Origin of the sequence: Campylobacter subantarcticus LMG 24377, assembly GCF_000816305.1 — a bacterium.
Taxonomy (GTDB): Bacteria; Campylobacterota; Campylobacteria; order Campylobacterales; family Campylobacteraceae; genus Campylobacter_D; species Campylobacter_D subantarcticus.
Window position 1 is genome coordinate 580,782 of sequence record NZ_CP007773.1, and the last position, 23,085, is coordinate 603,866.

Annotated in this window: 26 protein-coding genes and 3 tRNA genes; 21 read left to right on the forward strand and 8 right to left on the reverse strand. The window is 28.6% G+C overall.

Features of this window, described 5'->3' with window-relative positions; all coding sequences use genetic code 11:
* Window positions 1-64 precede the first annotated feature (64 nt).
* Together ftsW and CSUB8523_RS03095 are read left to right on the forward strand one after the other, a co-directional pair.
* Complete coding sequence (ftsW, locus tag CSUB8523_RS03090; protein ID WP_043019569.1) at window positions 65-1,228, forward strand: putative lipid II flippase FtsW; 1,164 nt, start codon at window positions 65-67, stop codon at window positions 1,226-1,228.
* 190 nt (window positions 1,229-1,418) lie between these two features.
* Complete coding sequence (locus CSUB8523_RS03095) at window positions 1,419-2,177, forward strand: amino acid ABC transporter, permease/substrate-binding lipoprotein (RefSeq protein ID WP_043019570.1); 759 nt, start codon at window positions 1,419-1,421, stop codon at window positions 2,175-2,177.
* Here the strand turns inward: CSUB8523_RS03095 and CSUB8523_RS03100 are convergent, their stop codons facing one another.
* Window positions 2,178-3,443, reverse strand: coding sequence for a cysteine sulfinate desulfinase (locus CSUB8523_RS03100; protein ID WP_043019571.1), 1,266 nt, complete (start codon window positions 3,441-3,443; stop codon window positions 2,178-2,180).
* A gap of 159 nt (window positions 3,444-3,602) precedes the next feature.
* Between CSUB8523_RS03100 and CSUB8523_RS03105 the strand changes: the two genes are divergently transcribed.
* The 4 genes from CSUB8523_RS03105 (at window position 3,603) to CSUB8523_RS03120 (ending at window position 5,972) form a co-directional block, all read left to right on the forward strand.
* Window positions 3,603-4,355, forward strand: a complete 753-nt coding sequence (locus tag CSUB8523_RS03105) for a DUF234 domain-containing protein (protein ID WP_152822348.1) — start codon at window positions 3,603-3,605, stop codon at window positions 4,353-4,355.
* A 2-nt stretch (window positions 4,356-4,357) separates the two neighbouring features.
* Window positions 4,358-5,374, forward strand: a complete 1,017-nt coding sequence (locus tag CSUB8523_RS03110) for a fla regulon two-component system sensor histidine kinase FlgS (RefSeq protein ID WP_043019572.1) — start codon at window positions 4,358-4,360, stop codon at window positions 5,372-5,374.
* Window positions 5,375-5,417: 43 nt separating this feature from the next.
* Window positions 5,418-5,494, forward strand: a tRNA-Arg gene (locus CSUB8523_RS03115).
* A gap of 10 nt (window positions 5,495-5,504) precedes the next feature.
* Window positions 5,505-5,972, forward strand: coding sequence for a tRNA (cytidine(34)-2'-O)-methyltransferase (locus tag CSUB8523_RS03120; protein WP_043019573.1), 468 nt, complete (start codon window positions 5,505-5,507; stop codon window positions 5,970-5,972).
* Here the strand turns inward: CSUB8523_RS03120 and CSUB8523_RS03125 are convergent.
* On the reverse strand, window positions 5,969-6,697 hold the full coding sequence (locus CSUB8523_RS03125; protein WP_043019574.1) for an amino acid ABC transporter ATP-binding protein: 729 nt from the start codon (window positions 6,695-6,697) through the stop codon (window positions 5,969-5,971). The two genes, CSUB8523_RS03120 and CSUB8523_RS03125, sit on opposite strands and share 4 nt — an antisense overlap.
* Window positions 6,690-7,442, reverse strand: a complete 753-nt coding sequence (locus CSUB8523_RS03130) for an amino acid ABC transporter permease (protein ID WP_392389805.1) — start codon at window positions 7,440-7,442, stop codon at window positions 6,690-6,692. The genes CSUB8523_RS03125 and CSUB8523_RS03130 overlap by 8 nt, the downstream gene beginning before the upstream one ends.
* Window positions 7,443-7,663: 221 nt before the next feature.
* Here CSUB8523_RS03130 and CSUB8523_RS03135 point away from each other — a divergent pair, with 221 nt between their 5' ends.
* From CSUB8523_RS03135 to CSUB8523_RS03150, 5 genes are read left to right on the forward strand one after another with little or no spacing between them, the layout of a single operon-like run.
* The gene (locus CSUB8523_RS03135) at window positions 7,664-9,106 is read left to right on the forward strand and encodes an alanine/glycine:cation symporter family protein (protein WP_043019575.1); all 1,443 of its coding nucleotides are present in this window, start codon (window positions 7,664-7,666) and stop codon (window positions 9,104-9,106) included.
* Entirely contained in the window at window positions 9,106-9,246 is a 141-nt protein-coding gene (locus tag CSUB8523_RS10135) for a hypothetical protein (RefSeq protein WP_167333019.1), read from the forward strand. Before CSUB8523_RS03135 ends, CSUB8523_RS10135 begins: the two co-directional genes overlap by 1 nt.
* A gap of 33 nt (window positions 9,247-9,279) precedes the next feature.
* Window positions 9,280-11,274, forward strand: a complete 1,995-nt coding sequence (gene glyS / locus CSUB8523_RS03140; protein WP_043019576.1) for a glycine--tRNA ligase subunit beta — start codon at window positions 9,280-9,282, stop codon at window positions 11,272-11,274.
* Window positions 11,271-12,077 carry a peptidoglycan metallopeptidase Pgp3 gene (pgp3, locus tag CSUB8523_RS03145; RefSeq protein ID WP_043019577.1) on the forward strand — a complete coding sequence of 269 codons (807 nt, stop codon included), beginning with the start codon at window positions 11,271-11,273 and terminating at the stop codon, window positions 12,075-12,077. Before glyS ends, pgp3 begins: the two co-directional genes overlap by 4 nt.
* 2 nt (window positions 12,078-12,079) lie before the next feature.
* Window positions 12,080-13,030 carry an SAM-dependent methyltransferase gene (locus CSUB8523_RS03150; RefSeq protein ID WP_039664782.1) on the forward strand — a complete coding sequence of 317 codons (951 nt, stop codon included), beginning with the start codon at window positions 12,080-12,082 and terminating at the stop codon, window positions 13,028-13,030.
* On the opposite strand, the gene CSUB8523_RS03155 is transcribed toward CSUB8523_RS03150, so the two are convergent.
* Complete coding sequence (locus CSUB8523_RS03155) at window positions 13,020-14,042, reverse strand: bifunctional 3,4-dihydroxy-2-butanone 4-phosphate synthase/GTP cyclohydrolase II (protein ID WP_043019578.1); 1,023 nt, start codon at window positions 14,040-14,042, stop codon at window positions 13,020-13,022. The genes CSUB8523_RS03150 and CSUB8523_RS03155 overlap by 11 nt on opposite strands.
* Before the next feature lie 117 nt (window positions 14,043-14,159).
* Here CSUB8523_RS03155 and CSUB8523_RS03160 point away from each other — a divergent pair.
* Together CSUB8523_RS03160 and CSUB8523_RS03165 are read left to right on the forward strand one after the other, a co-directional pair.
* A tRNA-Gln gene (locus CSUB8523_RS03160) sits at window positions 14,160-14,234 on the forward strand.
* 13 nt (window positions 14,235-14,247) lie between these two features.
* Window positions 14,248-14,323, forward strand: a tRNA-Met gene (locus CSUB8523_RS03165).
* A gap of 581 nt (window positions 14,324-14,904) precedes the next feature.
* Here the strand turns inward: CSUB8523_RS03165 and CSUB8523_RS03170 are convergent.
* From CSUB8523_RS03170 to CSUB8523_RS03185, 4 genes are read right to left on the reverse strand one after another with little or no spacing between them, the layout of a single operon-like run.
* A complete protein-coding gene (locus CSUB8523_RS03170) occupies window positions 14,905-15,126 on the reverse strand; it encodes a helix-turn-helix domain-containing protein (protein WP_043019579.1) in 222 nt (73 codons plus the stop codon).
* Window position 15,127: 1 nt separating this feature from the next.
* The gene (locus CSUB8523_RS03175) at window positions 15,128-15,346 is read right to left on the reverse strand and encodes a helix-turn-helix domain-containing protein (protein WP_043019580.1); all 219 of its coding nucleotides are present in this window, start codon (window positions 15,344-15,346) and stop codon (window positions 15,128-15,130) included.
* A complete protein-coding gene (locus CSUB8523_RS03180; RefSeq protein WP_235362569.1) occupies window positions 15,343-16,815 on the reverse strand; it encodes a UvrD-helicase domain-containing protein in 1,473 nt (490 codons plus the stop codon). The genes CSUB8523_RS03175 and CSUB8523_RS03180 overlap by 4 nt, the downstream gene beginning before the upstream one ends.
* On the reverse strand, window positions 16,793-17,599 hold the full coding sequence (locus CSUB8523_RS03185; protein ID WP_152822351.1) for a hypothetical protein: 807 nt from the start codon (window positions 17,597-17,599) through the stop codon (window positions 16,793-16,795). Before CSUB8523_RS03185 ends, CSUB8523_RS03180 begins: the two co-directional genes overlap by 23 nt.
* Before the next feature lie 248 nt (window positions 17,600-17,847).
* Here CSUB8523_RS03185 and CSUB8523_RS03190 point away from each other — a divergent pair, with 248 nt between their 5' ends.
* From CSUB8523_RS03190 to CSUB8523_RS03225, 8 genes are read left to right on the forward strand one after another with little or no spacing between them, the layout of a single operon-like run.
* Window positions 17,848-18,132: a hypothetical protein gene (locus CSUB8523_RS03190; protein ID WP_043019582.1), complete on the forward strand. Its 285-nt coding sequence runs from the start codon at window positions 17,848-17,850 to the stop codon at window positions 18,130-18,132.
* Window positions 18,133-18,174: 42 nt separating this feature from the next.
* A complete protein-coding gene (gene traL, locus CSUB8523_RS03195; protein WP_043019583.1) occupies window positions 18,175-18,480 on the forward strand; it encodes a type IV conjugative transfer system protein TraL in 306 nt (101 codons plus the stop codon).
* Window positions 18,481-19,044 carry a conjugative transfer system protein TraE gene (locus tag CSUB8523_RS03200; protein ID WP_043019584.1) on the forward strand — a complete coding sequence of 188 codons (564 nt, stop codon included), beginning with the start codon at window positions 18,481-18,483 and terminating at the stop codon, window positions 19,042-19,044. It abuts the gene before it with no gap.
* A gap of 9 nt (window positions 19,045-19,053) precedes the next feature.
* Window positions 19,054-19,827 (forward strand): conjugative transfer system protein TraK, encoded by a 774-nt coding sequence (locus tag CSUB8523_RS03205; protein ID WP_043019585.1) that lies wholly within the window; start codon window positions 19,054-19,056, stop codon window positions 19,825-19,827.
* Entirely contained in the window at window positions 19,824-21,107 is a 1,284-nt protein-coding gene (locus CSUB8523_RS03210; protein WP_043019586.1) for a conjugative transfer system protein TraB, read from the forward strand. Before CSUB8523_RS03205 ends, CSUB8523_RS03210 begins: the two co-directional genes overlap by 4 nt.
* Entirely contained in the window at window positions 21,104-21,865 is a 762-nt protein-coding gene (locus CSUB8523_RS03215; RefSeq protein ID WP_043019587.1) for a DsbC family protein, read from the forward strand. The genes CSUB8523_RS03210 and CSUB8523_RS03215 overlap by 4 nt, the downstream gene beginning before the upstream one ends.
* A complete protein-coding gene (locus CSUB8523_RS03220) occupies window positions 21,855-22,643 on the forward strand; it encodes a TraV family lipoprotein (RefSeq protein WP_043019588.1) in 789 nt (262 codons plus the stop codon). The genes CSUB8523_RS03215 and CSUB8523_RS03220 overlap by 11 nt, the downstream gene beginning before the upstream one ends.
* On the forward strand, window positions 22,633-23,085 hold the full coding sequence (locus tag CSUB8523_RS03225) for a hypothetical protein (protein WP_043019589.1): 453 nt from the start codon (window positions 22,633-22,635) through the stop codon (window positions 23,083-23,085). The genes CSUB8523_RS03220 and CSUB8523_RS03225 overlap by 11 nt, the downstream gene beginning before the upstream one ends.

The following is a 23,085-nucleotide window of genomic DNA, read 5'->3' on the forward strand; positions in this document are numbered from 1 at the left end:
AAATAACATCATTTTAAGTTGCAATTTATTAAAATTAATTTTTATAAAATTCTAGGAAGAAATTTTGGTTGCTGATAGAAAATTATTTTTTTTAAGTTGCATTCTAATAACTATAGGGATACTTTTTTCATATTCTTTAAGTGCTTTTACTGTGCTTTATTTAGAATATAATGAATTTCATTTTTTTATCAGACAGCTTTTTTTTGGACTTAGTGGTATAGCTATTATTTATTTTGTTTCAAGATTAAATCCTGATAGTAAAATGGCACATTATTTAATGATAAGTGTTTTGTTAATCTCTTTTTTATTTATACTTATTTTGCCTTTTTTACCTACCTTTCTTGCTACTGCGGCAGGTGGTGCTAAAAGGTGGATCAGGCTTGGTCCTTTATCTATTTCTCCTGTTGAATTTTTTAAGATAGGTTTGATTTATTTCCTTGCTTGGTCTTACACAAGAAGAATTGATGATAGCAAAAAAGCAATCAAACACGAAGTTTTAATTTTAATTCCTTATTTTATTTTAGCTGCTTTTGTTATTGGTTATATTTATATGACACAAAATGATTTAGGTCAAAGTGTTATTTCTTTTTTCTTGGTTTTTGCTTTAGCATTTTTTGCAGGAGCTAGTAAAAGACTTTTTGCTTTTGGTGTGGTTATTGTTGGAATGATTGGGGTTTTGGTAATTTTAAGTAATCAAAGAAGAATTCAGCGTATTTCTGCTTGGTGGGGAAATATCCAAGATGCGTTTTTACCTTTTTTTCCTGATTGGCTAGCAAGTGCTTTAAGAGTAAGCCATAATTCAGAACCTTATCAAATTTCACACAGTTTAAATGCTATAGCTCACGGTGGCTTTTTTGGAGAAGGTTTGGGGCTTGGTACATTTAAGCTAGGCTTTTTAAGTGAAGTGCATACAGACTTTGTTTTATCAGGTATAACTGAAGAAATAGGCTTGTTGGGTTTAAGTATTATTTGTTTGATTTATTTGTTGGTAATCCTTCGAATTTTTAGAATTGCTGGACGTTGTGAAAATAAGATTCATTTTTTGTTTTGTTCAGGTGTAGCTTTGATTTTATTATTTTCATTTTTTATGAATGCATTTGGTATTATTTCTTTGACACCGCTAAAAGGAGTTGCTGTTCCGCTTTTGAGCTATGGAGGTAGTTCCATGTGGTCTATTTGTCTTGGATTAGGATATGTGCTAATGATTAGCAAAAAGGTAAAAATTTAAACTCATTAATTAAAATATATAAAAATTAACTTAAATAAAAAATATTCTATAACAACTCTTTACAAAAAACTTTTTTCTGCTATAATTATGCTCACATTTATTATAAAGGAGGTGGATATGAAGAAATACAGGCGTTTAAACACATTATAATCATTTATCAATTTTATTTTAATTTTAACAAAGGAAAAAAATGAAAAAAATATTATATGTTGTTTTAGCGTTATTTAGTGTATTAGCTTTAGGTGCTTGTTCAAGCGATAAAAATCAAGCTAGTGTTTCTGGTGAAAAAGTTTATAAAGTAGGTATAGCTGCAAATTATCCTCCTTTTGATTTTATTAAAGATGCAAAAATTACCGGCTTTGATGTTGATTTGTTAGAAGAAATTGCTAAAAGAGAAAATTTAAAGCTTGAATGGGTAAATATGAGTTTTGATGGTTTAATTCCTGCTTTGAAAGCTGGAAAGATTGATATGATAGCTTCTGCTATGAGTTCAACTCCTCAAAGATTAGCAAGTATGGATTTTAGTGATACTTATTTTGATACTAAAAATTTATATTTAAAGTTAAAAACAGATTCTAGTATTAGTGATAAACAAAGTTTGGAAGGTAAAAAAATAGGTGTGCAACTTGGAACTATTCAAGAAAGTGCTGCTAAAGCTATTCCAAATGCTCAAGTGGTAGCTAGTGAGGAAATGTTAGCAGCAATTTTAGCGTTAAAAGCTGGCAAAGTAGATGCGGTTTTAACAGATAAAGATATTGGTAAAGGTTATTTAAAAACTAATGAAGAGCTAGAAGCATTTTTAGAAGAAAATGATGGAAGCTCAGGGTTTTGTATAGCTTTTGATAAAGGAAAACAAAGCGAACTTGTTCAAAAAATCAATGCTGGTTTAGAAAAAGTAAAAGCTGACGGTACTTACCAAAAAATCGTAGAAAAATACGATTTGCAATAATTAACTTAAAGCCTTGATACTTGTATTCAAGGCTTTAAAAAAATATTCTATATCTTCTTTTGTATGCGTATAGTGAAAACCCACTCTTAGCCAACCTGGTTTAAATTTTAATTCTTGATTGTCTTTTAAATTGAGTAAATCATGCCCATAAGGCCCTGCACAAGCACAACCTGCTCTTGTTTCTATCTTATAAGTTTTGCTTAGCTTGTAGGCTAAATCAAAAGGAGAAATTCCTTCTATATTAAAAGCAAAAATAGGTAATCTATGAGTGATATTTTTTGCATATAAGATCATTTTTGGAAAATTTGCACATTGTTTGAAAAAATATTCACAAAGTTCTTTTTCTTTTTTTTCTATAGTATCTAAGCCTATTTCATTACGTATTTTAAAAGCCAAGCTTGCTCTAATTAGCTGGATAATTCCAGGTGTGCCACCTTCTTCTAAATTTTCAACTTCACATAAATATTGTTGAGAAGTTCTCGAGACATAGTCCACTGTTCCACCTGCTGCAAAACTAGGAGTATCGCCACATAGATTTTTTTTAATAGCAAGTAAACCACATGACCCTACACCTCCAAGTAGTTTATGAGAACTAATAAAGACTGCATCATAAAATTTGGGATCTAAATTAGCATAAGGAGCTAAGGTAGAAATATCAAAAGCAACTATGCCATTATGTTGTTTGATTAAAGTATAGATTTTTTTATAATCACTTAAAATTCCTGTAACATTAGAAGCTGCATTAAAACTCGCGATAATTTCTCTATCTTTGGATTTATGTAGTAATTTTTTTAAAAAATCATAATCTAATTCGCCATTTTTATCTAAAGGCACTCTAATGTATTCGCATAATGCCTCTCTAAAAGAAAGCTCATTAGAATGGTGTTCATAAGGTCCTACTATAACCAAAGGCAAGGTGTTTTTATCTGTATTTTTAAAGTATTTTTCTTTAATGAGCGGGGGTATATATAAACCTAAAATTTCTTGAAATTTTTTAATAGCTGCTGAAGATCCGCTTCCGCAAGCTATAAGTGCAAAACTATCATCTAATTCAAGGTATTTTTTTAAATTCGCCCTTGCGTTTTCGTAGTATTGTTGTGTGATAAAAGAATTTAAAGAGCTATCAGAATGTGTATTGGCGTAGGTTGTAAGTATTTTTTTGATTTCTTTTTCTATGCTCTTTAGTGCCAAAGCACTGGCAGTAAAGTCAAAATAATGTATTCCTTTTTTTAAAATAATATCTTGTTTTAATGTTTCAATATTCAAAAAAAAATCCTCTAAAAATTTGTTAAAATTATATCATACAAAAAATTTAAAATTAAGGAACTAGCTATAAATTTTAGTGATTTTTCAAAACTTTGTAAAGGTTTTGAGCTTGAAAAGATTTTTGATTTTTATAGTGTTTTTGATGAATTTGATTTTGATTTGAAATTAAGCTTGTATGAGAATATTTCAAATGTTTTTATTAATCATGCTTTTGATATTTTAAGTCAATTAAATTTAGATGAAAATAGCTTAAAAGCTTTAAGTGTGTTGAGTAAAAATGATAGAAAACGGTATTCTATCAATAAATCCATTCCGCATTTTCAAGCTTTAGGGCTTATTAATAAACTTTTAGAAAAAAATATTTTGATTTTGGAAAAAAGCCAAGAAAAGCCTATTGTAAAAAATAAAAGACAAAAAATCAAAAAAGAATTGTACTCTTACAGCATTCAAGATAAGGTTGTTTTTAAAAACCAAGGGTTAAGATTTTTCTTTTATTTTATATACCCCAACTTAAACTTAATTGCAATGAAAAAATACAATGAATTAATAGAAATAATCCAAGAAAATTTAGAAAAATATCAATGTTTCACTTTTGAACTTTTGTGTAAAGAATTTTTAACAAAAAAGCTTAAAGTAGAGCAGGTGTATAGTTTTTGGAATTATTATTGTGAGATAGATCTTTATTATAAAAAAGAGAATTTTTGTGTTTTAGGTGAGGTTAAATTTAAAGAAAGAAAGGTTTGCAAAAATATTTTAAATATTCTAAAAAACAAAGCAAAACAGTTGCAAATTCAACCTAATTTATATGTGCTTTTTTCAAAGAGTGGCTTTAGTAAAGAGTTTGTTTTAAATAAGGAGTATAATTTGCTTTTATATACTTTAGAAGATTTTCAATTTTTAATTAAGGATTAAGTGTGGATGAAAATATTTTAAAAAGTTTAGATTCTAGTGAAAAAGAAAACTTACAACAAGGGTTAAAAGCCTTAATAGAGCAAACCTATGTTATAGAAAATGAATATAAACAACTTAATGAAAACTACACTGCGTTAAGACAAATGGTAAGTGAAATTATAGAGGTTTTGCCTATGGCTTTATGGATTTTAGATGCAAATAAAAATATTATTTTACATAACAACCTAGCTACACAAAAGCCAAAACTTTTAGAATGTATTGACCTTGATAAAACACATTATGAGCTTGAGTTTGATCATAAGTTTTATTTAATCAAGATTACCTCACATACCGATAAACTTATAGTGAATGCAACAGATATTAGTGATGAAAAAAGAAACGAAAGATTGGCTAGTATGGGAACGGTTGCAGCGCACCTAGCGCATGAAATACGCAATCCTATAGGTTCTATTTCTTTATTAAGCTCTACTTTGTTTGAAAGAAGTGAGTTAAAAAACAAGCATATAGTTTTAGAAATCCAAAAAGCAATTTCAAGAGTAGAGCGTATTGTAAATTCTACTTTACTTTTTACAAAAGGGGTACATGTTAATTTAAATGAGTTTAATTTACAGGAGTTACAAAATGAGTGTGAGCAAGCTATTGGAGCTTATAATTATCTAGCTAATATCGATTTTAAATTTGAATTTTTAGATTTAAAAATCAATGCAGATAAATCTTTACTTGCTTTAGTTTTACAAAATTTACTTTATAATGCCATAGATGCAATCGAAGAAAGTGAAAATGATGAGGGGTGTATCAAAGTCCAATGTGAGCAAAAAGAAGATAAAATTTTTATTAAAGTTTATGATAGCGGAGTAGGTATAAAAGATAAAAAAATGGTATTTGAGGCTTTTAAGACTACTAAATTAAAAGGAAATGGCTTGGGGCTTTCTTTGTCCAAACAAATCATTGATGCACATAATGGAGTATTGGGATTTGATGAAAATCCAAAATGTTTTTTTATAGAGCTAAAAATTTAAGCTCTATAAAATAAATTTTAACTTAAAATAATAAAAGTATTTTGTCCTCATAGCTCAGCTGGATAGAGCGCAGAATTCCTAATTCTGAGGTCGCAAGTTCAAGTCTTGCTGGGGACACCAAAGGAAGGTAATGTTTCATGTTGTTTTAGTTGAGCCACGTATACCACAAAACACTGGAAGTATTGGTAGAATGTGTTATAACGCAGGGTTTATTTTGCATATTATTAATCCACTTTTTAGTATCGATGAAAAAGCAGTTAAAAGAGCGGGGCTTGATTACTGGAAGAAATTAAATCCTTTATTGTGGGATAGTTTGGAAGATTTTTTAAATGAATATGGAAAATTTCAAGATAGATTTTTCTTCGCGACAACCAAAACCAATCAGACTTATTTCGAAGTGAATTATCAAAAAGGTGATTTTTTATTTTTTGGTAGTGAAAGTTTTGGTTTGCCTATGGATCTTATACAGAGAAAATGGGAAAATACCATTACTATACCAATGAAAGAATGTGGTAGAAGTTTAAATTTAGCAACAAGTGTGGGTATAGTAAGCTATGAGGCTTTGAGGCAAAATTTTGCCTTGTTTGAAAAGAATTAATGGTTTAACACCTGATTTAAAAATTCTTTTAATCTTTCATTTTTTGGGTTTTCAAAAGCTATTTTAGGACATTCATCTACTGCTATAACGCCTTTATCCATAAAGAAAATTCGGTTTGCGACATTTCTTGCAAATCCCATTTCATGCGTAACTACAAGCATAGTTAAACCTTCTTTAGCTACCTCTTTCATGATGTTTAAAACTTCACCTATCATTTCAGGATCTAATGCTGAAGTTGGCTCATCGAATAAAATTACATCAGGATTCATCATTAATGATCTTGCTATGGCAATACGCTGTTTTTGTCCGCCTGAAAGTTTATGTGGATAGTAGTTTTCTTTATCACTTAGGCCAACTTTTTGAAGAAGCTCTTTTGCTTTTTTTGCCGCTTCATCTTTGGTCATGATTTTAGTTTGTACCGGCGCTAAACATAAATTTTCTAAAACATTTTTATTGTTAAAAAGATTAAAATTTTGAAATACCATGCTTACTTTTTGACGAATTTTATTGATATCTGTTTTTTTATCAAGTATATTAACATCATTGATATAAATATTACCACTATTTGGTGTTTCAAGTTTGTTTAAACAGCGTAAAAAAGTGCTTTTTCCACCTCCACTAGGCCCTATAATAGCAATGATATCACCTTTATGTACTTCAACACTAATATCTTTTAAAACTTCTAAATCTCCATATTTTTTAATCAAATTTTCTATTTTAATCATGTTTGTTTAATCTTTCTTCTATAATTCTTGCAATGAGTGTTAAAATTTTAACACTTACATAATATACAAGTCCTGTAAAAATAATAGGTTTAGGGTTATAATAGATTGCTTGCAAGCTTTTACTTTGCATGGTAATATCCATAACACTAATATAACCTACTATTGAAGTTTCTTTAAATAAAGAAATAAATTCATTCATTAAAGAAGGTAAAATGTTTTTAATTGCCTGTGGGAAGATGATTAGTCTCATAGATGCAGAATAATTAAGCCCCATTGCTCTTGCTGCTTCCATTTGCCCTTTATCCACACTTTGAATTCCACTTCTTACGATTTCAGCTACATAAGCAGAACTGTTAAGACCAAGTGCGATAATAGCCACATAAAAATTATCACTCCAAGTTGCAAAAATAACTACAGAAAAAATTAAAAGTTGTAAAAGAATTGGTGTTCCACGTATAATGTCGATGTATTCATCTATGATAAAATTTAAGCTTTGAATTTCTAAACATCTTAAAAAAGCGATAAAAAAACCAAGTACTATTCCTATTAAAATTCCACCCACTGTTAAACCAAGTGTTGTGAAATAACTATAAACATAAGCTTTAGCTTCTATAGTATAAGCATATTCTCCTGTAGCTAAGCCATTTGGGTTTTTTACTTGTAAAATTTCAACCGGAAAAGAAAAGTAGGCCCAAAAAATAATAATAGTAAAAAATACAAAGATTTTCATTGTATTGTGTTTCAATCTTTACACCTTTATATAAAATTTAAAACAATAAGTGTATAAAAATAAAGTTTTCTTTTTACTTAAAAGTTTTTTATATGACTAATTTGCTTGTATTGTGAGTTAAATTTTCACATAGCTTTAAAAAATAAAATAAATTTAACCTAAAATTATATTTTTTTATAGCAAATTCATTTTTTTATGATAAATTTACGCCAACAAATTAAAAAAGGAGATAAGATATGGATTTAATATCCCAATTTGTTGGATTTGTAAATAATCAGTATTATTCCATTTTGGTTATTTTGCTTATTGTTGTAGGGTTTTATTATAGTTATTTGACTGGTTTTGTGCAATTTCGAATGCTTCCTTATGTGTTTGATATTTTGACAGAAAAGCAAGAAAAGCATGAAAAACACCATATTACTCCTTTTCAAGCTTTGATGATTTCAACAGCTTCAAGAGTTGGTATAGGAAATATTGCAGGTATTGCAGTGGCAGTTGTTTTAGGTGGACCTGGTGCTTTATTTTGGATGTGGGTTATGGCATTTTTTGGTGGTGCATCGGCTTTTGCAGAAAGCACTCTAGCGCAAGTTTATAAAAGTCGTGATGGCAAAAGTTTTAAAGGTGGTCCTGCTTATTATATTAGCAAGGCTTTAAATTTAAAATGGCTTGGAGCTGTTTTTGCGGTGATTTTAATCATCACTTATGCTTACGGGTTTAATGGTCTTCAAAGTCAGACCATGACTTCAGCATTTGAGTTTTATTATAAAGGTATGGTTGATGCTAGCGAAGTGAGTTTTGCACAAAGTTGGTGGCCTATAATAATTGGATCTATTTTGGCTGTTTTTGCGGCTTATATGTTTTTTGGTGATCACACTAAAATAGGCAAAGTAAGTTCAGTCATTGTTCCTATTATGGCAATGATTTATGTAGGTTTATCAATCATAGCAATGTTTATGAATTTTGATAAAATTCCTGAAGTATTTTCTATGATTTTTAAAAGTGCTTTTGACTTTGAAGCTATTTTTGGTGGATTTGCTGGTTCTGCTTTGGTTATAGGTATAAAAAGAGGCTTGTTTTCAAATGAAGCAGGTATGGGTTCAGCTCCAAATGCTGCAGCTTCGGCTTTGACAACTCACCCTGCAAAACAAGGGGTTATTCAAGCGTTTTCTGTATTAATTGATGTGATTATTTGTACAAGCTCGGGATTCTTAGTATTATTTTCACTTGCTTATGCAAATAACATCGGTGTAGATGGTAAGCCTATTTTAATAGCATTACCTTTAGTGCAAGAATCTATGAGAGAGTACTATGGAAATTTAGGAGTGCATTTTACTACTGTAAGTATTGTTTTATTTGCTATTACTTCTTTGATTGGAAATTACTACTATGCACAAGCAAATATTAAATACCTTACTCAAAATCCTATTATTATTAATCTTTTTAAAGCAAGTGCAGTGCTTATGATTTTTATCGGTGCTAACATGGATTTAAAATTTGCATGGGATTTGGCTGATACTACTATGGCGTTTATGGCTACGATTAATATCATTTCTATTTTATTACTTGGTGGTATAGTGAAAAAAGTATTAAAAGACTTTAGCGAACAAAAAAGACAAGGTAGAGATCCTGTATTTAGTGCTTCAAAGCTTGGTATTAAAAATGCAGAGTGCTGGGACTGATGCTAGATTATATTATTGTAACTTTGTTTATAGCTTTTATGGTTTTTCTTGTGTTTGGCTTTAACCGCCAAATGCAAGAAAAAGCTAAACAAAGAGAAGAAAAACAAAAAACAAAGAAAGATTTTAAAAAAAATAGGTAAAATACACTAAAAATTTTTAAAAAAGAGTGTAAAATGAAATTGTTAATAGAAATAGGCACAGAAGAACTTCCTGCTATTCCTTTATTAAAAGAACTTCCAAATATTAGTAAAAAATGGGAAAAGATTTTACAAGAGTATCATTTAGAATCTGAATTTAAATTTTTCTATACTCCTAGAAGATTGGTTTTTATGCATGAAAATTTTAAAGAAAAACAAGATGATTCTTTTGTGGAATTTATTGGCGCACCCAAAGCAATAGCTTATAAAGATGGAAAGCTTACTCAGGCAGGATTTAGCTTTTTAGAAAAAAGCGGCTTAAAAGAAGAAGAGCTTGAGTTTAAAGAAATCAAAGGCAAAGAGGTATTATATTGCCAAAAACAAGTACAAGGTCTACAAAGCAAAGTGGTTTTACCGCAAATGATCGAGACTTTTTTGAAAAGTTTGAGTTTTGGCAAAACTATGAGATGGGGTGATGGTTGCTTTGAATTTATTAGAGCTATTCGTTCGCTTTGTTGTATGTTAAATGATGAATTGGTTGAATTTGAAAGCTATGGTGTTAAAAGTGCAAAAAGTACTTTTGTACACAGAAGTGTTAGCTATGATTTGATAGCTTTTGGAAATGCTGATGAGTATTTTAAAACTTTAGAACAAAATTATATTATCTTAGATCAAGCAACTAGAAAAGCGATTATTTTGGATCAGCTAAAGGCGCTTGAAAGTGAAAATGGTATTACAATTGCAGAAGATGATGAGCTTTTGGCTGAAGTTGTAGCTATCACAGAATACCCAAAAGCATTATTAGGACATTTTGAAAAAGAATATTTAGAAATCCCAAGTGAAGTGATTATCACTTCTATGAGAGAAAACCAGCGTTATTTTGCAGTATTTAAAGATAATGCTTTAAGCAATCATTTTGTGGTGGTTTCTAATGCAGTATGTGAGGATTATTCTAAAATCATCAATGGAAACGAAAGAGTTTTAAGAGCAAGATTAAGCGATGCGATGTTTTTTTGGAAAAATGATTTAGCACAAGGTTTAAATAACGATAAAATAAGTCAAATGGTTTATCTTGAAGGGCTTGGTACTTTAAAAGATAAAATCACTAGGGAACAAAAAATCGCTACTAAACTTTGTGAAGTTTTTGCTAATACTCAAAAAGATGAAATTTTAAAAGCTTTGGAATATTCCAAAGCCGATCTTAGCACCCAAATGGTGTATGAGTTTACCGATCTTCAGGGCATTATGGGGTCTTACTATGCTAAGGCTATGGGTATGAGCGATGAGCTTGCTTTGGCGATTAAAGAGCAATATCTTCCAAATGGTGATAATTCAGCAATGCCAAGTAATGAGTTTAGTTCTATTGTAGCTTTAGCTTGTAAACTTGATACACTTATGGGACTTTTTTCTATAGGAAAAATTCCAAGTGGTACAAAAGATCCTTATGCTTTAAGAAGAGCAGCAAATGGTGTTTTAAAAATTCTTCTAGCATTAAATAAAAGTTTTGACCTTAAAATGTTTTTAGAGGCTATATCTAGTGAGTATAAAAGTTTTGATCTTAAAATACTGCTAGATTTTATTTTGGAGCGCTTGTATACTTTTTATGAAGTGAATGCTTCTTTTATTAAAGCTGTACTTTGTTCTAAGACTTATGATGTGATATATATTGATTCTTGTATAAAAACTTTAATTCAAAGTGCAAGTAAGACAGATTTTAATCAAAATTTTGCAACTTTTAAGCGTTTGGCAAATATTGCAATATTAAGCGAAGTTCAAATTAATGAAAATTTGTTTAACACTCAAGAGGAAAAAGATTTATACCAAGCTTTTATGCAGTGTAAAACAAAAGAAAATAATACCCAAGAGCTTTTAGAAAATCTTTTTGCGTTAAAACCGCAGATCGATGCGTTTTTTGATAAAGTGATGATTAATGACAAAGATGAAAATATCAAAAATAATCGTCAAGCTTTAGTATGTGCAATTTATCGTGAGTTTTTAAAAATAGCTGATATTAAAGAGCTTAGCTTATGAGAAAAATTCTTTTCTTTTTGTGTTTTTTGATTTTTAGTTTAGATGCTAGAGAAATTCAGCTTGTTAAAGGGCAAGTGGTTTTTTTAGAATTGGATAAAAATAACTTTTTGCAAATTAGCTCAGATTCTAAAAAACTACCTTTTTTTGAATATAAAAATAAAATCATTGTTAGTGTAGCTATGCCTTATAAAAATCCTAAAGATAGGGAATTGTTGGTTCAATTTAAAGATTATTCTCAAGAAAAAATTACGATAAAATTTAGCGAAGGAGACTATCAAAAAGAATTTTTAAAGGTTAGCGCTTCTAAGGTAAATCCGCCTAAAGAAACGCTTAAACGCATTAGTAAAGAGTATGAAGAAGCTATTAAGGTTTATAATACTTATACTAATATGGCTTTATTTGAAGGCAATTTTACATACCCTTTAGAAAGTAAAATTACTAGTGATTTTGGAAAAGCAAGGTTGTTTAACGATACGCTCAAAAGCTATCACAGTGGGACTGATTTTAGAGCGGCAAATGGGACCAAAATTTATGCTAGTAATGATGGTATTATAAGAATTGCTTCAAACCGTTATTATGCAGGTAATTCAGTAGTGATTGATCATGGGTATGGAATTTATTCACAGTATTATCATCTTTTAAAGCTTAATGTAAAAGTAGGGCAAAAGGTTAAAAAAGGTGAGCTTATAGGTTTAAGTGGAGCTAGTGGTAGAGTTACTGGGCCGCATTTGCATTTTGGAATTTTAGTCAATGGTGTGCAAGTTGATCCACTTGATTTTATAGCTAAATTTAATGCCTTATAATGATAACATTTAGTGAGTTTTTTCAAAATTGGATTGATAAATATTACTCCCAAGCTGTGAGTGTTGGCAAAAATGGAGATTTTTATACTGCAGTTAGTGTGGGAAATCTTTTTGGTGTATTACTGGCTAATCATTTTTTAAAACTTATCAATGACAAAAAACTAACTTTACCGGTTGAAGTTGTAGAAATAGGAGCAAATGAAGGGCATTTAATGCTTGATTTTATACAAGCACTCTATACGCTTAGTCCAGATGTTTTAGAGCAAATTGAATGCTATATTATCGAGCCACATGAAAAGTTAAGGACTGCTCAAAGAAAACTTTTTAATGCATATGATTTAGATGTAAAAATTTGCAATTCTTTAAGTGAATGCCATTTTAAAAATGCTTTTTTTTATGCCAATGAATTGTTTGATTGTTTTGCATGTGAACTCATAAAAGACAAAACAATGGCATATGTTGATGATGAATTTAATATTATTTTTAAACCTATGAATGATGAGTTTTTAAAAGAGTGTAAAACATATGCTATCACTCATAGTGAATTTTGCGTTGCTTATAAACCTTTTTTATATCAACTAAAACAAGCCTGTGAAAAACTAACTTTTGCATGTTTTGACTATGCAAAAAAAGAAGAAAAAATTAGCATTAGAATGTATAAAAACCATCAAGTATATAATCTTTTTGAAGAGAATTTAAAAGATTTTTTTGCTAAAAGTGATATTACTTATAATGTAAATTTTAGCCATCTTATGCAAGTTTTAAAAGAAGAGGGTTTTGATATAGTAGAATACAAAAACCAAAATCAAGCTTTTATTGATTTTGATTTAGAGGAAATTATCGAGCAAGCTAAAAATACACAGCCAAAAATTTATAAAAATTTTATCAACCAAAGTAAAAATTTGATGTTTAACTTTGGTGATAAGTTTAAATTTTTAGAATTTAAGCTTTGAAATCACTACTTGTAATATCAAGCCCAAAGCCTTTTAAGCCTATAAATTCTTTATCAGTGTTTTGACTTAGAAGTTTGATTTTTGAAATTTTCAAATATCTTAAAATTTGCGCTCCTATGCCGTAGTTTTTAAATTGTGTGTTTTCTTGTTTTTCATTTTTCATGAAAATAATCACACCACCTTTTTGGCTTAAAAATTCAATCTGTTTTAGTAGCTCGTTTAGTTTATTAGAAGTTAAAAGCTCAAAATCACTCCCACTAAGATAAAATTTAACATTTTCACATTCGTTTAAAGCTCCAAAGCTAAAAGCTATATGCTCATTTTCGTTGTGATCTTTAAAAGTCATTTTTTTTGCTTTAAAACCCGCTAGGATACTTTCTTCTTCTTTGATTAAAGAGATCAAACTTTCATTTTTTAAGCGATACTCGATTAAATCTGAAATGGTAATCATACTAATATCATGTTTTTTACAAAACTCAAGCAAATCGCTTCTTCTCGCCATATCTCCGTTGTCTTTAATAATTTCACATATTACACATGCTTCTTTTAACCCTGCTAAGCGACACAAATCCACTGTGCCTTCTGTGTGACCTGTTCGTTCTAAAACCCCACCTTTTTTTGCTATTAAAGGGTTGATGTGGCCAGGGCGAACAAAATCGCTTGCTTTTGCATTACCATCAGCAAAAATTTGCACAGTCATATTTCTTTCATAAGCGCTTACTCCAGTTGTGGCATTTTTTGCATCGACAGTGACAGTAAAAGCTGTTTCGTGATTTGATGTGTTTTTGGGTGCCATTAAAGGCAGTTCAAATTTTTTAGCTAAACTCTCACTTAATGCTACACACACTACACCTCTTGCGTGAGTGATGGTGAAATTGATTTTTTCTTGAGTGCTAAATTGCGCAGGGAAGATCAAATCCCCTTCGTTTTCTCTATCTTCTGCATCTACCATTACCAACATTTTGCCATCTTGAAGTTCTTTTATAGCTTGTTCTATACTTATATATCCCATAAAATTAGTCCTTAATAATAATATTTTTTAAAAATATTATAGCATTTTTCTTGACATTGTGTAAAAAATAATATATAATACCATTTCTAATTTACAAAAATATGTTACTTCGTTTATTGGGGTATAGCCAAGCGGTAAGGCAACAGGTTTTGGTCCTGTCATTCAGGGGTTCGAATCCCTTTACCCCATCCACTTCATATGATGCCGCGAAGTAGAGCAGTGGTTAGCTCGTCGGGCTCATAACCCGAAGGTCGGGAGTTCAAATCTCCCCTTCGCAACCAATTTCCTATAAAATTTTTTCAAAGAATTTGAATTAACTATAAAATAAATAAAAATCTATATTAATCTTACTTTAAATGATTTAAATCAACATTTGAGTATTTTTGATACTTTAATTAAACATGTTAGAAATTTAAAATTATTTTAATACAAAATATACAAAAAAATACCAAAACAATGATGTAATTTAAAAGATTCTAATAAAATGGTGTTTTCTTTATAATTTAGAATAAATAAAGTGAGGTTAAAGAAAAAATAATGGTGGATTTAGCAGGCGTGTAATTCACTAATCAAGCCCTTAAATATCCATACTTTAATGAAATATTTTTTCATTTGCACATACTTTTGCACATACTTTGTATTTTATTGTAAAAATGTGTAAAAAAGTGATATTGTTTTGCTAAATAGGTGATATATTAAAATTTTTAGAGTGTGAATTTCAAGGAAAGAATATTGTAGATTTAAATCCTAACAAAGAAAAATACTGCCTGACTAATAAAGAGCAAGTGTTTAAATATATTCAAGAAATAATTTCAAAAATAGAATATTTATTATCAGATGATCTGCTAAAGTAGGTTAAATCTCATTTTAAAGATTTAACCCCTGATACAACTTTAGCTATTTCTTCAATGGAAAATAATACATAGCGAGATACTTCCATAGATTGTATTTTACCTTTTCTTCTTAGATTGTCAATAGTTCCTGAAGAAACGCCTAATACTTCAGCAAATTCTTTTTTGCTTAAAGTCATTTTTTTATACTTCTCAAACAAAAATTCTTTTGTTTCTAAATAGTTTTTATCCATTTTACTCACCTCTTATTTTATTTTGAAATCTAATTAATTCTTCTTGCTCTATATACTTAAGCTTTTTGGTTGGAAACTGTACCACTTTTATTTCTCCTTTTTGTATTATTTTTTTTACAGTTGTTGTGCTAATTCCTAGTATTTCAGATACTTCTTTAATGTTATAAACATTCTTTTCTTCAAAATCACCATTGCTATTTAAAAATTTAATTGTGTTCATTTTATTTCTAACCTTTCTTGAATTACTTTTACTTCATTGTCTTTTATGATAAAATCTTCATTCATGCTTAATTTCCCTTTTGTTCTTGTTAGTGCTACATAAAAAAGATGAATTTCTTCTCTTTGTAGTTCAAAATTTTCACTTTCTAAAAGTTTTTCTCTGATATTTATAAAATCATCTAAAATTTCTACATTATCCCATTCTAAACCTTTGCTTTTATGTCCAGTTGTTAAGATTAAATCTGCTTGAGATTCTTTTTTAACGCTTTGACTTTTAATTTTTTTGATTAAACTTATAATGTCGCTTTGTATATATTTAAATAAAATATTTATTTTTTGCTTTAGATCTATTTCTTCAGCCTCTGTTGCATAAGAACTTAATTCTTTTAAATCTTGGAAATTTAAATAAAATTTATTTTTTATGAAATCAAATTTTTTAAAAACAATGTTTTGAATATCTAATAATTCATCAAAACTATAACTATCTATACCTCCCACAAAATACATTTTTTTATCTATATTTTCTATCGCAAAATCAAATAAAATAGCATTTGTTCTAGCTATTATTGTTTTTTGATTTGTATTTATTTGTTGTGTTTTCAAAGTCCCTTTAAAATCTCTTGGAGCATTAAGTAGTTTCAAATAATTATTGGCTATATTAGATATAGCCTGAGGACACCTAAAACTTTGAGTCAAATATAATGTTTTTGAGTTTTCTTTTTTAGATAAAAAGCTTAAAGAATTTTCAGCACCCCTGAATTTATATATACTTTGATAGGTATCTCCGATGAAAACTTTTTTGGCGTGTTGTTGATTTAAAACTATATCTATAACACATGGGTTTATATCTTGTGCTTCATCAACTAATATAAAATCATAATCAAGTTTTGGTTTTGAGAGTTGATACTCTTTTAAATAAAAATCATGTTCATAAACAAATTCTGCATTAGTTTTTATTTTATTCCATAATTCTTTTATAAAAGTTTTCATGTATTTTCTCATATTATCGTTGAGAGAATAATCTTTTGGATTGCTATAAAAATCTTTAATAAAACCTTCCATATCAAAACTTGAATTGCAAAATTTTCTAATGAGTTTTAATGCAGTATTAGCATACATATTTTTATAATCTGCATTTAAATCACTAAAAAGATGTGTTATATCTAAAGCTCTTAAATTTCCAAGTCTTGTTTTATAATCTGACATTTCTAGTGTTTCATATGCTAATGAGTGCATAGTTTTTACACTTACATTCTTTAATTCTTTAAATTTTTCTTCTGCCTCTTTTCTCATGGAAGAGTTGTATGAAAGATATAAAATATTATATTCTGATCTTGCTTTGCAAAATTGCACTAAAGTAGATGTTTTTCCCGTGCCAGCATAAGCATTTACAAGTAAAATATCTTCAAAATCACACTTGACAACTTCTTGTTGCTCTGGTGTTAATTTAGTTAAAAATGAATTTGACATTGTCATTTCCATTATATTTTAAAGTTTCTTTAAATTTGTCGTACTTGATATTAAATTGATTTAAGCAATCTATATGGGTTTCTAACTCTTTTCTGAGTTTTCTATAATTTCTTTCTGTTTTATTACAATCTATGCCTAGTGCGGTTAGTAAATTATCAAATTCAATATTTATTTTATTATGCGAGATAAAAAATCTAATAATAGATTTGATAAAAGAGTTTTCTATATGAACTATATTTTCTACTTCTTTATTATAATTAATAGATAGTGTTTTTTTATAAAATTGCAAATACTCTTTACTTAGTATAATTCCTACAAAATTGTTACCTTCATCATATTTCATAGAGCCTATAATATGAAAATAATATTCTACATTATTATGATCTTTGATTTTAACCACTGTTGTTATTATGTCTTCTAAAATATTTTTAAACCATTTATGGTTTTTTCCAGTGTCTTTGTATTTTTTTAATACTTCTGAAATACTAAATTCAATCAATAATCTTTCATCTTTTGTTTCAATGATTTTTTTGGCAGAACTAACGATTAAATCTAATATATCTTTATGCACTTGTGTCAAAAGACTTCCTTTAATAAACACTTCGCCCCATTGAGTGGTAATTTGTCTTGTTCTTCTATTTTTTTGAAATTCAATAAAAATTTTAGATTTACCTGTTGCTTTGTTGATGGGAGCAAAAATCGGAAGTCTAATTTCCATTGTTGTACAAGTACTATTTTTTTTAATGTTAATTAGTTCGCTTTTATCAAACAAGATAGCTTCCAAATAAATCCTTTTTTTCTATATTTGTATTCAATTATATAACAAAATGTTATAAAAATCAAATATAGTTAATTTTGCATAAAGAACTATAAATACAATATTTAATCAAATATTGTCTAAAAAAATTAATATTATATTAAGCTTTAAATGTTGTATAATTATGCAATTACTATTATTTTCTTAATTAGTAATAAATATCCATTTAACCTATATATGGGCTGAGAATCACTAATCCATAAAAAAGGTTGAAAATGGGCAAAAAAATATTTTTACTGTGTTTAGTGCTATTTGGACTTAGTACTTATGCTCTTGCTGGAACTACTGACTCATTGGGTTTAAAAAGCACTTGGGATACTGTAGGTTCTTGGTTTGAAGATGGCTATGTATCAAAACTAATCGCTGCTGGCTTGTTTTGTGTTGGTGTTTGGAGAGCTTATGCTGGTTCAATATTACAATTTTTTCTCATGCTAGGTTTTGCTGTTTTGGCAATGAATGGAAAAAATATAATCGAGGCATTAGGCTCAGGTCTATTCTAATTTCAGAGAGGATTATACCTCTCTTTTATCAAAGGAGTATTTGTGGGTAAAAGCGAAAGTGGCTATGTCCAAATTAATAAATATATAGATACTAAACCTATGTTTGGCGATTGGGAAGTAGATGTATTGATGGTCTTTTCTGTTTGGTTTGCTTTGGGAATTATTTTTGAAAAAGGTTTTTTGGTTTTTAGTGTCTTTTTTTTATTTGGTGTTTTAAATGCAATTGCCTTTGAAAAGATCAAAAAGGCAAAAACAAAAGGTTATTTCTTTCATATTCTTTATATGACAGGTATCAAACAACCTAAAAGTTTAATGCCTTCTTATATGAGATATTTTGCAGGAGCTTAAATGTTGTTTGATAAATATAAAAATAAACTAGATCGTTATATTTTAGAAAACACAACTTTTAGAATTATTAGTGTGATTTTGTCTTTAGTTATTTTATTTTTGGTTTGGATTATAGCTAATAAAACAGATTCACAAAGAGTAGTTTTTATGCCTCCTAAGGCTATTGCTAAAGAGTTTTGGGTAGCAGGAAATGAAGTATCTAAAACCTATATAGAAGAAATATCTCAATTCATTGCTTTTAATCTTTTAAATATTACAAGAGAAAATGCGCATAATAATATAGAAAACATTTTAACTTTAGTTGATCCAAAATTTTATCAAGATGTAAAAATAAAGCTTTTAGAACAAACTGGATATATCGTTGATAATTCCATAAGTAGAACATTTTTTATTACTGCTATTGACGCAAATAAAAAAGGTGTTGTTGAAGTACATGGGGTTATTAAAGACATTATCTCTGATAAGGTTGTTAATTCAAATAATAATACTTTGATTATAGGTTATGAGATTAATCAAGGTAGGTTTTGGATTAATAGTTTAAATTTTAAAAAAGAAGTAAAATAGGAGTAGAGTATGTTTAAAAAAGTACTAATGTTTGCTTTTTTAGTAGTGCAATCTTTTGCTATTACCGTTATTGATAATCCAAGTAATGGTATTATAAATGTTAATGTATCTAATAAAAGTGTAAATCGTATTGTATTGCCTTCAAAAATTTTAGATGTTGCTTATTCAAAAGAAAAAGGCGTGGATATCCAAATTGTTGATAATCAGGCTTTTATTAAATTCTTGCCTATACAAAAAGAAAAAGTAAGAATTACTGGTAGAGATAAGTATGAAACAGTGGGAGAACCTGAGATTGTTTATGATAAAGCGCAATCATCTGAAGTGTTTTTTATTACAGAAACAAAAACATATTCTATAGGATTAAACCCAAAAAATATAGAAGCTGAAACTATTATCATTAATGATTTTAGCTCAAGTAAAGAAAAAATTTTAAAGTATGAAACAGATGATTCTTATGTGGCTACCTTAGCAAAAATAACCGAGTCAATTTTTAAAGGTGGCGTACCTAATGGTTATAAAATATCTAAAATTAATACTAAGGTTGAAAGCAATGGTGTTTATGATATTTTAGAATTAAATGAATATCAAGGCGTAGTATTTAATGCAAATTATTTTGAAATAAAAAATAAAACAAGCAAGGCTATGCAATTAAACCCAAAAGATTATATAAGATTTGCAAAATCATCTCCAAAGTCTATTAGCATTTATTATGATAATGAAGTGAATCATTTATTACCTTATGCAAAAGCTTATATGGTGATTATCACAAAGGCTAATAAATGATAAAGTCTTTTTTGAAGTATTTTGGAAACGACAATAAAGATAAAAATAATATAGAAAAGGTTCAAAAAAATAATAAATTAATCGTAGGTATTGTTTTATTAACTATCTTTCTCGCTTTTTTATTTTTAACTGATGATAGTAAAAAAGAACAAAGAAATATTGGTAGTTTTGATCTTGTTGAAAATGATACAACTGCTAAAACAAGATGGGTTGGCGAGGCTGTTGATGATTTATCTTTAGCTAAAAAAAGAGTAGATAATTTAGACAATAGAAACCAAAAATTAGAACAACAATTGCAAGAATTAAGAAAGCAAATAAATGATTTAAAAAGAGATCAAGCTGATAATAATTATAAAAATGCTGAACAGATGAAAGCTTACATTGAAAGTGTAAAAAATCAGCAAGAAGAAAAAAAAGAACAAACTGATAATCTTTATAATAATTTTCCTCAGCCAAATTTTGAACAAAACAATACTTACGGCTTAAGTCATTTGGGTATTATTCCACAAATAGAGCAGGTTGAACAAATAAGATATACTCCTATGCAAGGAACTCTAAATTATACAAATGTAGCTCAACCTAGCCCAAAAGAAGAGCCAAAAAAAGAACTTATAAAGCATATTCTACCTACTGGAACTATTATCAAGGCAATTTTATTAAGTGGTATGGACGCTCCAACTATGGCTCAAGCTAAAACTTCACCACTTCCTGTTTTGATGAAGGTAAGTGATTTATCTATTTTGCCTAATCGTTGGTCATATAACATTAATGAATGTTTTTTAATGGGTGAAGGATATGGTGATTTAACAAGTGAAAGAGCTTATATAAGAATAAATAATATTTCTTGTATTACAGATAAAGGTGAGCATATAGACATGCTTATGAAAGGTGTTGCTACTGGAGAAGATGGCAAACTTGGCTTAAAAGGTGAAGTTGTTACTAAGCAGGGTGCATTACTTGCAAGAACTTTAGTAGCTGGCTTTTTAGAAGGTGTTGGTGAAAGCTTTGCAAAACAAAATGAAATCGTAACACAAGGTTGGGGCGGCACTGTTACAACAAATAATACTATGAGTCCAAGTGAAAGTATTCAAGCAGGTGCTTTTCAAGGGCTATCAAAATCTGCTGAAAAATTAGCTGATTTTTATTTAAAAATGGCTGATCAAGTTACGCCTGTAATAGAAATTTCAGCTGGTAGAGAAATTGATGTAATTACTACTGCAACTACTGATTTAAAAACAATTGAACAACAATACAAAGAAGATAATAAAGGAACAAAATGAAAAAAACATTATTAGTATTAGCAAGTTTAGGTGTATTTTTAAATGCTCAAACATTAATTGAGCAACAAGAAGAAAGTTTAGTTAAAGGAATGCTTCCTTCCACTAAGATTGAAAAAGTTGAGAGAAGTCAAGTTGATGGTTTTTATAAAGCTTATCTTTCAAATGGAAATATTTTTTATTTAAATCCTTTTAAAAGAGTTATTTTTATCGGCGAGCTTTATACAACAACGGGTGTGAGTTTAACTGCAAATGATATGCAAGAGTGGAAAAGTCAGCTAGATAACAAACTATTAAAAAATACCAAAATTCAAGAGCTTACACAATATGCAAAAAAAGTAAAACATGGCAAAGGAAGTAATAGATATGAGTTTGTTATCTTTACTGATCCTGAGTGTCCGTTTTGCTTAAGAACTGAAGAATTTTTTGAAAAAGAAAATGTTGATTTGTATGTTAATTTTTATCCTCTTAGTTTTCACCCTAATGCAAAAAAATGGAGTGAGCAAATATTATCCTCCAAAGATATAAAAACAGCTATGAAAGAGCTTAGAGAAAATAAAAAAGATTTAGATGTTAGTGTTTCTACTGAAGCAAAAAATACTTTAGAAAACATGATGAAGTTGGGCGAAAAATTAAATATTCAAGGAACTCCTAAATTGTTTGTAATTGATAAGAAAGAAAACAAAATCGTTGAATCTATTGATGGTGCAAATATTAAAAAATTTCAAGATTATCTAGCAAAGGATAAGAATGAAAAATAAGATAGTTTTTTCAACCTTAGCTTGCGCTTTTTTATTTAATGCTTGTGCAATGTTGCCTTATAAAAATGATTTTTCTTGTGAAAAAGGTAAAAATAATGGAACTTGCGATTCTGTGAGTAATGTTTATGAGCTTAGTCATGATAAAGAAGAACTAAGAAAAAGAACTATCAAAGATGAAGATGGAAATCCTATAGCAGAAAAACAAGAAAACAAGCAGATAAAAAAACAAGATGATAATAAAGATAGCTTTTATGATGATGAATTTAAAAACATGAAAGATATTATAGAAGCGGTTGAAATTAGAAATATTCAAAACAATACTCCAACTATCTTTAGATATACAGTTGTTATGGTAGATAATGATTCATCAAAAGATAAAACGACACAATCAAAATCATCAAGCAGTATTTCACATTCAGCACAATCAACTGATAAAACAATATCATCTGCTAAAGCAATTAGCAAAGTCAAAAAAGATATTTCTAATAATCAAGACGCAAGCAAAGCTAATCAAGGCAGTAATCAGACTTTGAGTGAAGATAAAACAAGCGAATGCTTTTCTTCTTCAAAATCTGAAAAAACAATACTTAATAAAGAAATTAAAGTGTGTGTTTATAGTGCGAATATAAGAGAAAAACCTTCTTGCAAAGCTAAAGTGTTGAGCATAGCTAAAGAAGGTGATGGTTTTTTTGCATTATATGAGCAAGATGGTTGGATAGCTTTAAGCAATGGTAGTTTTATTCATAAAAGCATTGTGGAGGTGCAAAGTGAAAAATAAGATAATTGCTAGCTTGTTATGTTTTGGATTTTTAAATTATTCTTACGCAGTAGAAAAAGAAGATTATGAATTGTTGCAAACTGCCATAATTAAACTTTTAAAAGAAAATGAACAAATCAAGCAAAGACTTGCCAAACTTGAGGAAGGAAAATTACCTACACAAAATATCAATGACAAAAGTAAAAATAATAGTGAGAGCGATTTATTTTTAGATCAAGTAAAACTTGATTTTTTAGATGGCAAGAAAATTATTAGAGCTAAAACTATTAAGAATGCAAAAATCAAAAATAAGCCTTATGAAAATTCAAAAACAATACAAAGTATTCAAACAAATAACAAAATATACATAAAAGGATTAGTGCAAACTGCTGATGGTAAAAATTGGTACAAGATAGAAGATGGCATGTTTATAGATTCATCTTTTGTTGGATATTTCAAGTAA

Coding starts and splice junctions, on each gene's coding strand:
- CSUB8523_RS03095 (WP_043019570.1), top strand. CDS start 1,419: ATGAAAAAAATATTATATGTTGTTTTAGCGTTATTTAGTGTATTAGCT.
- CSUB8523_RS03120 (WP_043019573.1), top strand. CDS start 5,505: ATGTTTCATGTTGTTTTAGTTGAGCCACGTATACCACAAAACACTGGA.
- CSUB8523_RS03125 (WP_043019574.1), bottom strand. CDS start 6,697: ATGATTAAAATAGAAAATTTGATTAAAAAATATGGAGATTTAGAAGTT.
- CSUB8523_RS03135 (WP_043019575.1), top strand. CDS start 7,664: ATGGATTTAATATCCCAATTTGTTGGATTTGTAAATAATCAGTATTAT.
- CSUB8523_RS10135 (WP_167333019.1), top strand. CDS start 9,106: ATGCTAGATTATATTATTGTAACTTTGTTTATAGCTTTTATGGTTTTT.
- glyS (WP_043019576.1), top strand. CDS start 9,280: ATGAAATTGTTAATAGAAATAGGCACAGAAGAACTTCCTGCTATTCCT.
- pgp3 (WP_043019577.1), top strand. CDS start 11,271: ATGAGAAAAATTCTTTTCTTTTTGTGTTTTTTGATTTTTAGTTTAGAT.
- CSUB8523_RS03155 (WP_043019578.1), bottom strand. CDS start 14,042: ATGGGATATATAAGTATAGAACAAGCTATAAAAGAACTTCAAGATGGC.
- CSUB8523_RS03170 (WP_043019579.1), bottom strand. CDS start 15,126: ATGGATAAAAACTATTTAGAAACAAAAGAATTTTTGTTTGAGAAGTAT.
- CSUB8523_RS03175 (WP_043019580.1), bottom strand. CDS start 15,346: ATGAACACAATTAAATTTTTAAATAGCAATGGTGATTTTGAAGAAAAG.
- CSUB8523_RS03180 (WP_235362569.1), bottom strand. CDS start 16,815: ATGTCAAATTCATTTTTAACTAAATTAACACCAGAGCAACAAGAAGTT.
- CSUB8523_RS03190 (WP_043019582.1), top strand. CDS start 17,848: ATGGGCAAAAAAATATTTTTACTGTGTTTAGTGCTATTTGGACTTAGT.
- CSUB8523_RS03200 (WP_043019584.1), top strand. CDS start 18,481: ATGTTGTTTGATAAATATAAAAATAAACTAGATCGTTATATTTTAGAA.
- CSUB8523_RS03205 (WP_043019585.1), top strand. CDS start 19,054: ATGTTTAAAAAAGTACTAATGTTTGCTTTTTTAGTAGTGCAATCTTTT.
- CSUB8523_RS03210 (WP_043019586.1), top strand. CDS start 19,824: ATGATAAAGTCTTTTTTGAAGTATTTTGGAAACGACAATAAAGATAAA.
- CSUB8523_RS03215 (WP_043019587.1), top strand. CDS start 21,104: ATGAAAAAAACATTATTAGTATTAGCAAGTTTAGGTGTATTTTTAAAT.
- CSUB8523_RS03220 (WP_043019588.1), top strand. CDS start 21,855: ATGAAAAATAAGATAGTTTTTTCAACCTTAGCTTGCGCTTTTTTATTT.